This is a genomic window from Fictibacillus sp. NPDC058756 (genome assembly GCF_042746035.1).
In the GTDB taxonomy this organism is placed as follows: Bacteria; Bacillota; Bacilli; order Bacillales; family Fictibacillaceae; genus Fictibacillus.
Genome location: NZ_JBHYPU010000001.1, coordinates 770,133 through 783,503 on the forward strand (window position 1 = coordinate 770,133; position 13,371 = coordinate 783,503).

Annotated in this window: 13 protein-coding genes and 1 pseudogene; 10 read left to right on the top strand and 4 right to left on the bottom strand. The window is 39.2% G+C overall.

What is annotated here, in order from left to right; genetic code table 11:
* Positions 1 to 45: 45 nt before the first annotated feature.
* On the bottom strand, positions 46 to 357 hold the full coding sequence (locus ACFW35_RS03745; RefSeq protein ID WP_379843882.1) for an MTH1187 family thiamine-binding protein: 312 nt from the start codon (positions 355 to 357) through the stop codon (positions 46 to 48).
* Between the two features lie 182 nt (positions 358 to 539).
* On the opposite strand from ACFW35_RS03745, the pseudogene ACFW35_RS03750 reads away from it, so the two are divergent.
* The 6 genes and pseudogenes from ACFW35_RS03750 to brnQ all read left to right on the top strand — a co-directional run.
* Positions 540 to 698 (top strand): annotated as a pseudogene (locus ACFW35_RS03750) (GNAT family N-acetyltransferase); the annotation flags it as partial.
* Positions 699 to 1,613, top strand: a complete 915-nt coding sequence (locus tag ACFW35_RS03755; RefSeq protein ID WP_379843883.1) for a Nif3-like dinuclear metal center hexameric protein — start codon at positions 699 to 701, stop codon at positions 1,611 to 1,613. It abuts the pseudogene before it with no gap.
* A 2-nt stretch (positions 1,614 to 1,615) separates the two neighbouring features.
* Positions 1,616 to 2,131 carry a GNAT family N-acetyltransferase gene (locus ACFW35_RS03760; protein ID WP_379843885.1) on the top strand — a complete coding sequence of 172 codons (516 nt, stop codon included), beginning with the start codon at positions 1,616 to 1,618 and terminating at the stop codon, positions 2,129 to 2,131.
* 131 nt (positions 2,132 to 2,262) lie between these two features.
* Positions 2,263 to 2,877, top strand: a complete 615-nt coding sequence (locus tag ACFW35_RS03765) for a DedA family protein (protein WP_379843887.1) — start codon at positions 2,263 to 2,265, stop codon at positions 2,875 to 2,877.
* Between the two features lie 137 nt (positions 2,878 to 3,014).
* Positions 3,015 to 3,548, top strand: a complete 534-nt coding sequence (locus tag ACFW35_RS03770; protein ID WP_379843889.1) for a YhcN/YlaJ family sporulation lipoprotein — start codon at positions 3,015 to 3,017, stop codon at positions 3,546 to 3,548.
* A gap of 187 nt (positions 3,549 to 3,735) precedes the next feature.
* A complete protein-coding gene (gene brnQ / locus ACFW35_RS03775) occupies positions 3,736 to 5,046 on the top strand; it encodes a branched-chain amino acid transport system II carrier protein (protein ID WP_379843890.1) in 1,311 nt (436 codons plus the stop codon).
* A gap of 52 nt (positions 5,047 to 5,098) precedes the next feature.
* Here the strand turns inward: brnQ and ACFW35_RS03780 are convergent, their stop codons facing one another.
* Both ACFW35_RS03780 and ACFW35_RS03785 read right to left on the bottom strand, forming a co-directional pair.
* Complete coding sequence (locus tag ACFW35_RS03780; protein ID WP_379843892.1) at positions 5,099 to 6,556, bottom strand: NAD(P)/FAD-dependent oxidoreductase; 1,458 nt, start codon at positions 6,554 to 6,556, stop codon at positions 5,099 to 5,101.
* A 184-nt stretch (positions 6,557 to 6,740) separates the two neighbouring features.
* Positions 6,741 to 7,565, bottom strand: coding sequence for a hypothetical protein (locus ACFW35_RS03785; protein WP_379843893.1), 825 nt, complete (start codon positions 7,563 to 7,565; stop codon positions 6,741 to 6,743).
* A gap of 331 nt (positions 7,566 to 7,896) precedes the next feature.
* Between ACFW35_RS03785 and ACFW35_RS03790 the strand changes: the two genes are divergently transcribed.
* The 3 genes from ACFW35_RS03790 (at position 7,897) to ACFW35_RS03800 (ending at position 10,775) form a co-directional block, all read left to right on the top strand.
* Positions 7,897 to 8,754, top strand: coding sequence for an ABC transporter permease subunit (locus tag ACFW35_RS03790; protein ID WP_379843895.1), 858 nt, complete (start codon positions 7,897 to 7,899; stop codon positions 8,752 to 8,754).
* A gap of 32 nt (positions 8,755 to 8,786) precedes the next feature.
* Positions 8,787 to 9,800 (top strand): ABC transporter permease subunit, encoded by a 1,014-nt coding sequence (locus tag ACFW35_RS03795; RefSeq protein WP_379843896.1) that lies wholly within the window; start codon positions 8,787 to 8,789, stop codon positions 9,798 to 9,800.
* A gap of 198 nt (positions 9,801 to 9,998) precedes the next feature.
* A complete protein-coding gene (locus tag ACFW35_RS03800) occupies positions 9,999 to 10,775 on the top strand; it encodes a protein-glutamine gamma-glutamyltransferase (protein WP_379843898.1) in 777 nt (258 codons plus the stop codon).
* A 45-nt stretch (positions 10,776 to 10,820) separates the two neighbouring features.
* On the opposite strand, the gene ACFW35_RS03805 is transcribed toward ACFW35_RS03800, so the two are convergent.
* Positions 10,821 to 12,128: a murein hydrolase activator EnvC family protein gene (locus ACFW35_RS03805; protein WP_379843900.1), complete on the bottom strand. Its 1,308-nt coding sequence runs from the start codon at positions 12,126 to 12,128 to the stop codon at positions 10,821 to 10,823.
* Positions 12,129 to 12,349: 221 nt separating this feature from the next.
* Between ACFW35_RS03805 and ACFW35_RS03810 the strand changes: the two genes are divergently transcribed.
* Positions 12,350 to 13,231 (top strand): GNAT family N-acetyltransferase, encoded by an 882-nt coding sequence (locus ACFW35_RS03810; RefSeq protein WP_379843901.1) that lies wholly within the window; start codon positions 12,350 to 12,352, stop codon positions 13,229 to 13,231.
* The last annotated feature ends 140 nt before the right edge of the window (positions 13,232 to 13,371 follow it).

The following is a 13,371-nucleotide window of genomic DNA, read 5'->3' on the forward strand; positions in this document are numbered from 1 at the left end:
GAGATTTACGAGCGGTTCTCGAGATTTACGAGCGGTTCCCGAGATTTACGAGCGTCTCAGCTGCTCTTCAACCGCTTGCAGTTTACCTTCCATCGTCGATTTTTTATCTCGGCGGTCATCGATGCGGATGTTTGTAGCAACGCGTTGAATGCCATTTGTAAATGGAACTTCGTGAAGCTGCTGGATCACGTCGAAGAGGTCGGAAAGCTCACCTTCAATCAATGTGCTCATCGGTGTGAGTTGATATTTTACTTTACCTTCATTTTGCTGAAGTACCTTTTGTATTTCTGCTACATAGGCACTTACACTTGGGGTTTCAGTGCCGATTGGAATGATTGTTATATCTGCGATAGGCATTTTCTCAACTCCTGTTCTTTTTTCATATTGTAGCAAATGTGAGGGAAAGAACAAAAAATGAAAGAGGAAAAACAGTGAAAATACTAAAGGCGAAAAACACAGATTTGGAAAATATAGTTGTATTAGATAAAGAAATGATAGGAACAGACCGAAGAAAATAAGAAATAGGAGAAGTGGTCGACCAGCGTAGATGGGGGGCTGCGAGTGCGCTGATGTCACATATGACTGAAATGCATAAGGTCTTTGAAGCTAACGGCTTTACCAAAAGCGGTTTAATAGACAATCTGGATGAAGGGGATCCAGAGATTGTTTATTTTATCGAAAAGAGGAGAGCGAATTAAATGGCACAATTACAAAAAATAGATGAAGCAATAGATGAACTTTTCCGGTACAGAGAAATAGGAACAGACCCAGCGTTCAGCCGCTTTATTCCAATGGTCTATGATCCTATTAAATTCAACTGGCGTGAAGAATTCGAACCGGAATTTAATCAGTTGTTTAATGGATTTATGTTAAAAGGTGAAGAGGAAGTGGGGCGCATATTCTTAGCTGTATTTCCAACTGACGAAGTACTCAAACGGTTTATTGAAGAAAGCAATCCAGGAGATCTTCTCTTTATGCACCATCCGCTTGTGATGGAATGTGGGGATCCTCAAGGGAAATGGGGGAGAGGATTTCTGCCTATCAATCCAGATTTAATCTCAAAAATGAAAGAAAAACGATTATCTGTTTTTACACTTCACGTTCCACTGGATTATTCGAGAACGATCAGTACAAGTGACGCGATGGTAGAAGCATATGGTTGCAAGGTTGTGGGTGAGTTTTTTAAAGATGAAAAAGGAGCTTGCGGAGTAATTTGTGAAATCCCATCTGCAACAACTGAGGATCTCATTGAAAAATCAAAAAGCATCTTCCAAATCCCATACACAGATGTTGAGGGACCATCTCATTCTGCAATCACGAAAGTTGCAATTGTTGCAGGCTGCGGAGACAAAGTTTATGCGATGCAAGAAGCAGAAAAGCTCGGAGCCCTGGCGTACATAACTGGTGAAGTGCATTGCCATATAGATAATGAATACGGCAAGAAAAAATTTGATGAAATGAAAGAATACTGCCAATCCACGACGATGAGTTTAATAGGTGTTTCACATGCTGCATCAGAATATTTAGTTCATGCCACACAGCTGAAAACATGGTTTGAGGAACATTTTAAGTTGTCAGTTACCTTGATTCCTCAAGATAAGTGGTGGGTTTAGAAATGAATATTCGTCATGCTGAAGTAAAAGATGCAGCGCAAATAGCGGAAGTTCAGGTGAAAAGCTGGCAGGCATCCTATAAGGAATTAGTAAATTCTAATTATCTTGCAGAAATGTCAATTAACGAAAGGACTCTTAGATGGAAGGAATGGCTTTTACAAGGTCCGTCTCATACCGTTTTAGTCTTGGAGTATGATCCAAAAGAGATATGCGGGTTTATATCTGGAGGCCGTATTCGTTCTGATCATCCTTATGATAGTGAAATTTATGCTTTCTACCTTCTTAAGGAAGTTCAGAGAAAAGGTTTTGGAACAAAACTGATAAAAAAATTCAGTCATCATCTTGTAAATCAAGGTAAAAAAAGTATGGTTGTGTGGGTTTTAAGAGATAATCCTGCAAAAAAAGCATATATTTCACTTGGCGGGAAAAAGATAGATGAAGAATTGATTACAATTGGAAATCAGAAACTTTCTGAGGAGTGTTATGCGTGGCGAGATATGTCGTTAATTTTAGATTAGTATCCATCTCGTCCAAGTTAGCATATGTTATGATAGACACATTTTCTTAACAATTTTTGTTTTCCTCTTTCCAAATACCCCATATTATCGGTACAATGGTAGAAGGTGTAATAAAAGAAGTTGGTGACGTCATGGAATTTGACTTAATAAATATTATTTATCAATATAGCTATTTCGGTATTTTTCTATTATTAGCTTTAGGCATAATTGGATTGCCGATTCCCGATGAGATTCTGTTAGCTACGATCGGTTATTTTATATTTGCTGGTGACCTGCCTATGGTGCCCGCTGTATTAAGTGCATTTTTGGGAGCGCTAACAGGTATAACGGGAAGCTATTATTTTGGAACGGTATGCGGAAAGCCCTTATTATATAAATTAGGTCCTAAAATCGGAATCTCTGATGAAAAAATAAATAAAACGCAGCGTTTCTTTACGAAATACGGAAAAACAGCTTTGTTTTTTGGCTATTTCGTTCCTGGCGTCAGGCATCTCACTGCTTATTTCGCAGGCATGTATTCTTTAAAATTTAGACAGTTTGCTATCTACGCATATTGCGGAGCTGTTTTTTGGTGTTCATTCTTTATTTTAATCGGATATCAGCTTGCAGGACGCTGGTACATTGTGATGGATGTCATTCATAAAATCAGTATTTACGCATTCTCTTTGCTTGCACTATGTTTAATTGCTTGGCTGATCTTCAAGCCGAAAAATAAAAGCACATACTCAAATGAATGGTTTAAATAATACGCTTCCTTAATGGTAGCGTTTTTTTTATTCGATTTTATGTACTGTTAAAACTTTTCGCCATGTATATTTTCTCTCATCCCTACAAATTTTATAAGATGACAGTCAAAAAAATATCAAAGGAGTGTCATCGTAAAATGAAAAAGACAATTTTGGTTACTTCTATGGCCGTTATGCTGTCTTCTTTCCTTGGAGCTTGCGGTATGAATAATAACGATAAAGACGTGGGTGAAGAAGCACGCAATAACATGACAGAAGTAAACTACGACAATCGTGCAGACCGTGACATGGACATGGATATGAACATGGGTACGGACAACCAATACGACGAAAACGCTCGTATGGATGTGGCAGATGAAGCTGCAAATAAAGTAACCGATCTTAAAGAAGTTGAGGATGCTACTGTTATCGTAACTGATGATAATGCATATGTAGCTGCTAAGCTTGAAGGCGGCGAAAACATGAAGCTTACAAAAGAGACAGAAGAAAAAATCGGGGATGCAGTCCGTAACACGGACCCAGACATCAATGATGTATTTGTCTCAACAAACCCTGATTTCATCGACCGTATGAATGGCTGGGCAGATGACATAAACAAAGGTAATCCGGTTTCAGGATTCGTTAAAGAGTTCAATGATACGATCCGCCGTATATTCCCTACAAACCGTTAATAATAATAAAAGAGGGCTGAGAATATCTCAGTCCTTCACTCTTGTAATAATTTGTTAGAAAATTCATTATATCTGAATATTGACTCCAATCGCTAATCATGTTACAAATACATATGGTATTTAAAAAAATTCGACATAATTCGATAAATATAGATTAGTTGATTGACCACAGAGGAGGAACACAAACATGGAGAAACGAACACTCTCGGTGGGGTTAATGTTATTTGCATTGTTTTTTGGAGCAGGGAATTTAATTTTTCCGCCAGCATTGGGGCAGGCAGCAGGGGAAATGGTCTGGCAGTCAATGGCTGGTTTTTTCATAACTGGAGTGGGTCTGCCGCTTTTAGGTGTTATCGCACTAGCACGAGCGGGCGGGGGGCTGCATACTCTTACTGAGCGCGTTAATCCCTTATTCGGAGCAGTTTTTGCAATTATATTATATTTAGCGATTGGACCGTTTTTTGGTATTCCAAGAACAGGGACAGTAGCATTTGAAATGGCTGCATTGCCTTTCCTTCCTGAAGGAATAAATACAAAATTGGCATTGTTTATTTTTACAGTTATATTTTTTGCGATTACGTATTGGCTTGCGTTAAATCCCTCTAAGTTAGTGGATCGAATCGGGAATATTTTAACGCCGTTATTGCTATTCATTATTGGTTCCGTACTTGTAAAAGCGCTAATTACACCTGTCGGAAAACTTGGACAGGCTACACCAGAATACGAGAACGGCCCGCTGGTTAAAGGATTCATGGATGGATATTTAACGATGGATACGCTTGGTGCTCTGGCTTTCGGAATCGTAGTAATCTCTGCCGTAAAAAAACCAGGCATGAAAAAAGAAACTGTAACGAAGATGGTTATAAAAGCTGGTGTCATTGCCGCTGTATGTTTAGCAGGCGTTTATGGCATCCTTGCATATCTTGGCGCAACAAGCCAGACTCTTGGTAAATCGGAGAATGGTGGACAGATCTTAACGAATGTAGTTTTTCAGCTGTTTGGAGAGCCGGGGAACCTCTTACTAGGGTTAGCAGTGGCACTTGCTTGTTTAACAACATCTGTTGGACTTGTAACAGCTACGGGCGAATTTGCTCATAAAATGTTTCCGAAGCTGCCTTATCAACTTGTCATTCTTGTATTAAGTATTTTTAGTACAGGAGTAGCGAATGTTGGTCTTAGCCAGTTGATCACCATATCTGTTCCAGTCCTAACAGCCATTTATCCTGTAGCTATTGTGCTTATCATCTTATCATTCTTCCATGACGCATTCTCAGGGCGCCAGGAAGTATATCTCGGTTCAATCATCGCAACGGCATTAGTATCGATTGCAGATGGATTAAAAGCGTTTGGTATGAACTTAGGGGCGATCGATCAGATTTACTACCATATTCCTTTGTATGCCGATGGGATCGGATGGCTGATACCAGCTATAATCGGAGCAGTTGTTGGTTTTATCATTGCTTTGATCAGAGGAAGAATCGTCATATTTTCAACATAAATAAACAAACACGATGCAGAGGGAGTGATCCTTCTTGCATCGTGTTTTTTGTTTACACCATAGCCGGCATTTTTTCTTTTAACTTGGCAGCAACATTTTGAGCAATCCATACACCGCATGCACTTGCTTGGGCAAGACCGCGTGTGATTCCTGCTCCGTCTCCGCCAACATATAATCCACCGATTTCAGATTCAAACTTATCATCAAGCTTTGGACGTGCTGAATAGAATTTAGCTTCTACACCATAAAAAAGCGTATGTTCCGATGCAATTCCGGGCGTTACTTTGTCTAGAGCTTCCGTCATCTCAATCAGGCTTTTCATTGTGTTGTAAGGAAGTACAAGACCGAGGTCTCCAGGCACTGCTTCATTTAAAGTAGGACGCAGAAAACCTTCTTTGATTCGTTTTTCAGTAGATCGGCGCCCTTTTAGAATATCTCCATACTTTTGCACAACGAGACCGCCCATTGAAAGCTTATTGGCTAATTTTGATACCTCATGCGCATATTCTGTTGGCTGGTCAAAAGGTTCAGCAAACTGATGCGATACAAGCAAAGCAAAGTTTGTATTCTCGCTTCCAAGCTTAGGGTCTTTATATGCATGGCCGTTTGCAAGCATGACCCCTGAATGGTTTTCAACAACAACATGTCCAGAAGGGTTGGAGCAAAATGTTCGGACTTTTGTTCCCACAGAAGTATTGAAAACAAACTTTCCTTCGTATAAATGCTCATTGATCTCTTCCATCACAAGGTTTGATGTTTCTACACGTACACCAATATCCACTTGGTTAGCAGTCATTTTAATACGGCGCTTCTTTAAAATCTTTGTCAGCCATGAAGATCCATCACGTCCTGGTACAATTACTGTTTTTTCAGCAGTCAGCGAAGTCCCATCTTTTAAAAGAATTCCTTTTGAGGTATATCCCGACTCTGTTCGCTCGGTAAGGATATCTTCAACTTCTGCTTTGTATCTCATATCAATTCTTGTTTTTAAATACTCATATATACTTTTTAAAATCTCTAAGTTTTGTTCAGTTCCTAAATGACGGACTTGTGCACGCAGCAGCTTTAAGCCTGCAGCATAGCCGCGTTTTTCAATATCTTTTACTTCGGGCGTAAGAGGGTCTGTAATGGAATCCGTTGCACCGTGATCTAGATTAATTTCATCAACATATTTAATCAGTTCCACTACTTTATCTTCTGAAAGATAATCTGTCATCCAGCCGCCGAACTCGGAAGTGATGTTGAACTTCCCATCTGAATAAGCACCGGCACCGCCGAAACCATTCGTAATAGAGCAAGCAGGCAGACAGCCAGCGAATTCTTTTCTTCCAGCTGCAGGCGGACATTTTTTAATTTTCTTTTCTAAGATAGGACATGATCTTGCATAAATATCGTGACCTTTATCAATCAATAAAATTTTGGCTTCTGGCAGTTGTCTTGTTAGTTCATAACTCGTAAATATCCCTGCTGGACCTGCTCCAACAACGATCACATCATAATGGGTATTCATAATATCCCCCTTGGAAAAATAGATGAATTCTTTAAATTGTTTTATCCCTTGGTAAATATAACAATTATCCGATTGTATTTCAACTAAAAACCGAACAATTAACGATAAAATTTATAAATTATTCGTATTAATGAAAAAAGGAACTGCCAAAAGCAAGTTCACCTTACTTTTGGACAGTGTCCCATTAGTACATAATTTTTATAATTTTCCATCCATCGGTCATGGACTTTCGCTCTAAAGAGAATTTATAGACATTATTATGCTTGCCATCCTCATCATACTGTATAACTTTTGCAGCGATCTCAGTACGAACGATAGGCGGGTATCTTGTACTCTTCTTCTTGATTTCGTATTGCATACTTGTTATGCCTTTAAATAGGTCCTTAATCTGGGCATTGTTTAACAAAGCTGAACTCAATATTGGCTTGGCGATTTTAATATCCTGCTGTTTCATGCCGACAAGGAACATTGATACAGCTTGCTTTGCACTTGCACCTGAAGCATATTGATTCAGCTGGTCACCAGCTTTTAAAATCATCAGTTGATGAGAGGGATCAATATTTCTTGAGCGATGTGTTGAACTTCCTGAAAAATGGATGCAAAAGTGTCCTGGAAAGCCATTTTCTAGCGCACCAGCTCCATGAGGCATACCGTGCATGCTTCCCGCAATCATTCTCCCCTTCACAGGTATCAATACAGCCCTGCGGTTCCAGCTCCATTTTCCGTTATATAGATGCTTTAATACTGCAGTATCATCATGTGTTAACGGTTGAACATCTGCATGCTGATTTCCGGCTCTTCGCTGTACTCGAAAATAAAAACCAGTTTCCAGATCAATTACTTTAAAAGTTGAACCTTTTGGAATTAGTTCGCTTACTTTGTTCCATTGCAGGACCTCACCCTTTTTTACGATGGGAAAATAAGTTAACGGTTCTTTAGCAAAGTAGGGTTCAGGGTACATAAATAGACTGCTGGTAAGTAAAACTCCTATAACAGTTTTCTTCCACATATCGAATCCTCGATTCCGTTTTTTCTCTTCCTTAATATGGGTTATTTTTTCGTTTTTATCCTTCTATTGGAAAGGTTGCTATGAAGAGGTTGATTTCCGCTCCAGGATGCTCGCTTTCCGTGGGGCGTGCGGTGAGCCTCCCCGCGCTTTGCGCTTTTAGGAGTCTCACCTGTCCCGCTCGTCCCACTGGAGTCTCGCACCTTGCGCTTCAATCAACTGTCAACGAAGTATTTTACAGAAAAAAATCATAATCCATAATCTTTATTAGAAAAGAGATGAATGATTTTAAGCTGGCTAATCGTCAATAAAAGTAACAGAGAGGAGGAGTGTAATGAAAATAGCAAAAAAATTGCTATTACAGCTTTTGTTAACTTTTTTATCCATCATTTTGATAAGCGGTTTACCTGAACTTATCATGAATAAAAACGCATCAGCTTATTTTGAAAAAGTTAAGGCTGTATTCATAGAAATGCTTAGCTTGCATGAAATGACCTATCTTAATCAAGGCATAAAACGTCCATTCCTAGAAGATATATGGGAACCTTACTTCTATTCACTTACTATTCTTTTTGGTGCATTATTCATTGCATTTTGCTTCGCTCAGGTTCTAACATGGGGCACTTTGATGCTGCCAAACTTCTTAAGAAAAATAATAAAAAATATCCTTACTTTTTTGGAGTCTCTACCCGATCTGCTAGTATTTGCACTTGTACAAATGGGCATTGTTCTGATCTATAAGAAGACAGGTGTATTGGTATCAAATGTAGCTTCATTAGGTGCAGAAGACAGAATTTATATCGTTCCTATAACCTGTCTCATGTTATTGCCTTTCGTATACTTTTACAAAATGATGATTCTGATGACAGAAGAGGAAATGGGAAAGCAATATGTTGAAACCAGTTTAGCTAAAGGCATGAAGAGGCTGTATGTCCTTATTTTCCACGTAACGAGAAACACGAGCGAGGGAATATTCCATTTTTCTAAATCAGTGCTTTGGTTTATGATTTCAAATCTTCTGCTCGTAGAAATCATCTTCAATATTCACGGCATCACGCACTATATGTATCATGATTTTAGACCAGAAATGCTTGCAGCCTGCTTGATTCTTTTAGTCATTCCCTTTTTTCTTATCTTCGCATTTTTCGAGTGGACCATTATGAGATATTCGAAAAGGAGTGAGGTACTATAATTAAAAGTTATAAATTTTGGGTTGGGTTTTTTATGATCGCATGCTTAATAGTGGCAAGTCTTATTTTCGCTTTCTTCTTCGACAGCACAATCCGGCAAGTGCAGATTCTTTATGACGATGATATGAATATGATTGGTGCGGCACCATTCAATCCCTCACTTATGTTTCCGATGGGCACGGATGCTCTAGGGTATGATACAGCGATGAAAGTGCTGCAGGGAGCAAAGTTTACGCTAATCAGTGTAATTGCAATCGGGCTGCTGCGCGTATGTACCGCCTTCTTATTCGCTATACCGCTGGCAATGTATACACCGGATCGGCTAAGAAAAAGTTTAGAACAGCTGCTGAGCTCATTTTATTTTGTACCTTTGACAATCGTAGCTGTTTTCATACTTACTCCTGTTCTTTGGGAACAATTTAGGATGCCTGGCTGGGAAGAGTATTTTCTTTATTCTTATAAAGCAAGGATCGGAATCGAGATCCTTGTGTTGACATTGCTGGTTGTCCCGCTGCTCGGATCTTTAATTGCAAATTTGATTGTTTCTTCTTTAAAGGAAGATTTTATCGAAGGGGCTAAAGTGCTCGGAGCAAGTAAATGGAGAGTATTTTCGAAACATATTATGCCGCATGTACTGCCCAAACTGGTAATTGTATTCTGCCAGCAATGTGTTCAGGTGCTCGTTATTTTTATTCATCTTGGTTACTTCAAACTGTTCTTTGGAGGGACTGATGTTGATTACAACCCTTATGAGGCTGACCCTCCATTATCAACAACAAACGAATGGTCTGGCTTGATTGGTGATTATTATAATCTGCTGCATGCGAATCCAGCTATCGCACTTGGACCTATATTCATGTTTGGGATATGTATCTATGCCTTCCAACTAATGGCAGAAGGGTTTCAGCATCATCTTGATACAAGAAATGTTATGGGAATGACGAGAAGTAAGATTAAACAAGATGATTTTGCCGAGCGAGCCCGAATAAATATGAAATTTGAATTCCTCTCTAAAAGAGGTGATTATATTGATAAAAAATTTTATTGAAAGTACGAACATGAACAGGCGGGAATGAGGATTCTATCGGCGAAAGTTTGTCGACTACCGGCAGAACAAACAATCTATAGGCGTAAACTCCACTTTTATCGGAAAACGTGTAACAGACAAAATAGAGGCACTTAATAAACACCAACTTTCTTCCCTTGCCATAGTATGTAATATCCTGTGCAGACAGGGGGGAGAGAATTGATATTTGTTAATGGCTATTCAGTAGAAACTGCTCAAATCTCTGGTTTCAACAAGCTTACAGCTACCCAGAAACAGATCGGCCAAAAGCTTAAAAATTCTGGAGAATCGTTTTATTACAGAAGTCCTCACCAATTCCTGTTTGAAGTGATTATGCGTTCGAATATTGTTGCTGCCGCTTATGCCATGCGTGACAGCGGTGCTAGTTTTTCCACTTTTGTAAATGCACGCTGTAATCCTCGATATTGGAGACGTACAGCATATGGCGGATTTTTACTTCGGCCGGATGTCAATCCGTCTGATGCCATAACGGATATTTTCATTAATGGAAAAAGGTATGGCTTCGAATGTACAACTGCTATCATGATTATGCTGTATAAGGCAGTGCTTGAGACAATTGGAACGAAAATGTTTAATCAATTGTTTAATGGATTGCTTCTATACAGTACAGAACATGATGCGGATCTGCAGATTATTGCCGTGCCGTCCGGAGATTCAATGCCAGGTGATGTAAGGTACATTAAGAACCCTGAACATCATCCAAATACGCCGCAATGGCAAGGTGAAAATGTGATTGACCTTGGGAACGGCCAAGTGTTCGGACATGGAATTGGAACAGGGACGATCGGTGAGATTATTGATGTACTTAACAAAAAAAGAATGCCTGGTGCAACAATACCGGCATTCCTTACAGCTGAAATTATCCGGCCGAACTACCGCTTAATGTCCGAGTACACGCGCCATCCGGTCCGCCGCCTTCTCGGAGGAGTCATATGAAAAAGACGCAGAGAGTCAAAGATCTCTGCGTCTTTTTATGTTTTATTATTGAATATACGGTCTTGGGTCAACCGCGTTTGATTTTGCATCATTCCATGGCCCTTTATGAAGCTCAAAGTGCAGATGCTGACCGCGTGAAGCTCCAGTGTTTCCTTGATAGCCTAAGAACGTACCTTGAGAAACAGATTGTCCTGATCTTACAGCAGGAGTTGATCTCATATGGGCGTAAATTGTTGTATATAATTGCCCGTTAATATAGTGAGTAATATAAACAACATTTCCGTAACTGCTGGAATAATAAGCCTTTGATACTGTTCCTGAAGCTGCTGCTACAATCGGTACAGTGCTTCCGCCTTTAGCGATATCCATTCCATAGTGCATGCCAGAGCTTCTGTAACCAAAGTTAGACGTGATTATCCCTTGTGATGGGAAAATGAAGTCACGGTATACAGGAGCAGGAGCTGGTGTTGGTGCAGGCGGTGGTGACACTGGTCTTGAAGAACCAGAGTTTGAAGAGCTCTTCGCTCTTGCAGCTGCTTCCGCTTTTGCTTTAGCTGCCGCTGCTTCTGCCGCCGCTCTTGCAGCTGCTTCTCTCTTTTTGCGCTCTTCTTCTTCTTTCTTCGCACGTGCAATTTCTGCCTTAATCGCAGCTTCTTGAGCAGAGAGCAAGTCGTTCTTTTCATCTAGTTTCATGATGTGGTCATGTAAATGTTCTTCTTCTTTTTCCAACTGTGCAAGAAGGGCGTTTTTTTGTTTTTTCTGAGCAGTCAGTTTCTGATTAAGTCCTTCAAGCTCTTTTAAATCTTTATTAAGGGATGTAAGTTCACTTTCAACTTCCCCTTTTTTATTTTCAACAGCCATCTTATCTTGTTTGTGCTCTTCTAAAATCGCTTTATCTTGCTCGGCGATCACGTTAAGAGCAAATACTCGATCCAGGAAATCACCGAAATCCTTTGCACCTAATAAAACATCAAGGTAATTTACTGCTCCACCGCTTTCATACATAGAACTTACGCGTTCTTTTAAAAGCTCGTCACGCTCCTTGATTCTTTTTTCGAGAACTTGGATTTCTTCCTTCAGCTTTTCAATAGAAGCTTTTGTATCTTTAATAGATTCTTTTTTGTTACCGATCTGACTTAGAGTTTTATCAATGGAAGACTCTAAATCTTCTATTTGTTTAAGCATATAATCTTGCTGGTTTTGATTTTCTTTTAAATCGCCCTTTGTTTGATTCTGTTCAGAGCGGTTTTGTTCTTTCTTTTCCTTTATAGAAGACAGGGTTTCTGCCGATACCGTATATGTACTAAAAGCTAGACTGAGAGACAATGTAGCCATCACAAGCTTGCGTTTCAAAATGGGTACTCCTCCTTGTAAGTGCAAATGTTGCCAATTTCTTTACAAAAGTGATTATAACATTCTTCGGGGGTCAATTATCGCGAAATAATATTACATTTATATTTCAAAATGTTACACATTGAAACATAATTCGACTTAACTATGTAATGATTTGTATTTTAATGGGATTAAAATGGTATATTTAGATTGATAGATTAATATAAAAAGTAGGTATAACTATGGAAGTTACATTACAAAAAAGTCAAACTTTAAATAAGGTTCACCGTGAATCTCTTTATCCTCTTTTTGAACAGGTCTTCGGCATTCCATCTCATATGCTGCAAGACTACTATGACAGGGGTTTTTGGGATCCTCGTTATGGTCCCTATACCATTTTTAAAGAAAACCGTGCAATAGCTAATGTTTCAGTAATTCCAATGAGTTGGATAATAGACGGTGAGCCCGTTACGGCAGCTGGGATACAATCCGTCATGACTTTGCCTTCTGAAAGAGGTAAAGGGTATATGAAGAAATTGATGAATCTAGTATTAGAGGACCTAACTAACCATTACTCTTTTATATTTTTGCAGACAGAGATCCCAGCTCTTTATGAAAAGTATGGATTTAAGAAAGTAGAGGAACATATATTTGTTACTGAAGCGTTTCAAAATCGAAGTATAAGAAACAGCTCCCTTAAGAAACTGGATTTTTTAAAGAAGAGAGATGCGGAGATCATACAGTCTTGTTTTACCCGCCAGCATTCCAACTCCTATGTTTTTTCACCATTAAACTATGAACATTCATTGTACTTGAATTTATACAATCCATTTTTTTCTGAGAAGATGTTCTATAGCGAATCTTTGGATTTGCTGCTAGTTTACGAGATAAGGGATCAAGTATTAAAGCTTTATGATGTGGTCGCAAAAAATTCTGTGAATCTATGTGAAATCTGCAGTGTGGTTCCTGAGGTGTTTAAGAAGGTAGAAATGCATTTTACACCTGATCAAATGACACAAATGAAGGACCTGCAAACGTTAAAAAAGGATGGAACGCTTATGGTGAAAGGGAAGCTTCCGATTGCCGGTCATCCCATCGCTTTTCCAATTACTGCATCTTTTTGAAAGGCTGTTTTCTAAAAAAATGATGCTTTTGAATATTTTTTGTTGGTTACGCTTCTTTGACGAGTTGATTGGAGCGGAAGGTGCGAGACTCCTCGAAAATGTAAAATCACATTTTCTTCGTGCGATATATCGCTGCCGAA

Excerpts from the sequence above, each read along its gene's own strand:
- ACFW35_RS03795 (WP_379843896.1), top strand. The coding sequence starts at position 8,787 with ATGATCGCATGCTTAATAGTGGCAAGTCTTATTTTCGCTTTCTTCTTC.
- ACFW35_RS03760 (WP_379843885.1), top strand. The coding sequence starts at position 1,616 with ATGAATATTCGTCATGCTGAAGTAAAAGATGCAGCGCAAATAGCGGAA.
- ACFW35_RS03770 (WP_379843889.1), top strand. The coding sequence starts at position 3,015 with ATGAAAAAGACAATTTTGGTTACTTCTATGGCCGTTATGCTGTCTTCT.
- ACFW35_RS03780 (WP_379843892.1), bottom strand. The coding sequence starts at position 6,556 with ATGAATACCCATTATGATGTGATCGTTGTTGGAGCAGGTCCAGCAGGG.
- ACFW35_RS03810 (WP_379843901.1), top strand. The coding sequence starts at position 12,350 with ATGGAAGTTACATTACAAAAAAGTCAAACTTTAAATAAGGTTCACCGT.
- ACFW35_RS03745 (WP_379843882.1), bottom strand. The coding sequence starts at position 357 with ATGCCTATCGCAGATATAACAATCATTCCAATCGGCACTGAAACCCCA.
- ACFW35_RS03755 (WP_379843883.1), top strand. The coding sequence starts at position 699 with ATGGCACAATTACAAAAAATAGATGAAGCAATAGATGAACTTTTCCGG.
- ACFW35_RS03785 (WP_379843893.1), bottom strand. The coding sequence starts at position 7,565 with ATGTGGAAGAAAACTGTTATAGGAGTTTTACTTACCAGCAGTCTATTT.
- brnQ (WP_379843890.1), top strand. The coding sequence starts at position 3,736 with ATGGAGAAACGAACACTCTCGGTGGGGTTAATGTTATTTGCATTGTTT.
- ACFW35_RS03765 (WP_379843887.1), top strand. The coding sequence starts at position 2,263 with ATGGAATTTGACTTAATAAATATTATTTATCAATATAGCTATTTCGGT.
- ACFW35_RS03790 (WP_379843895.1), top strand. The coding sequence starts at position 7,897 with ATGAAAATAGCAAAAAAATTGCTATTACAGCTTTTGTTAACTTTTTTA.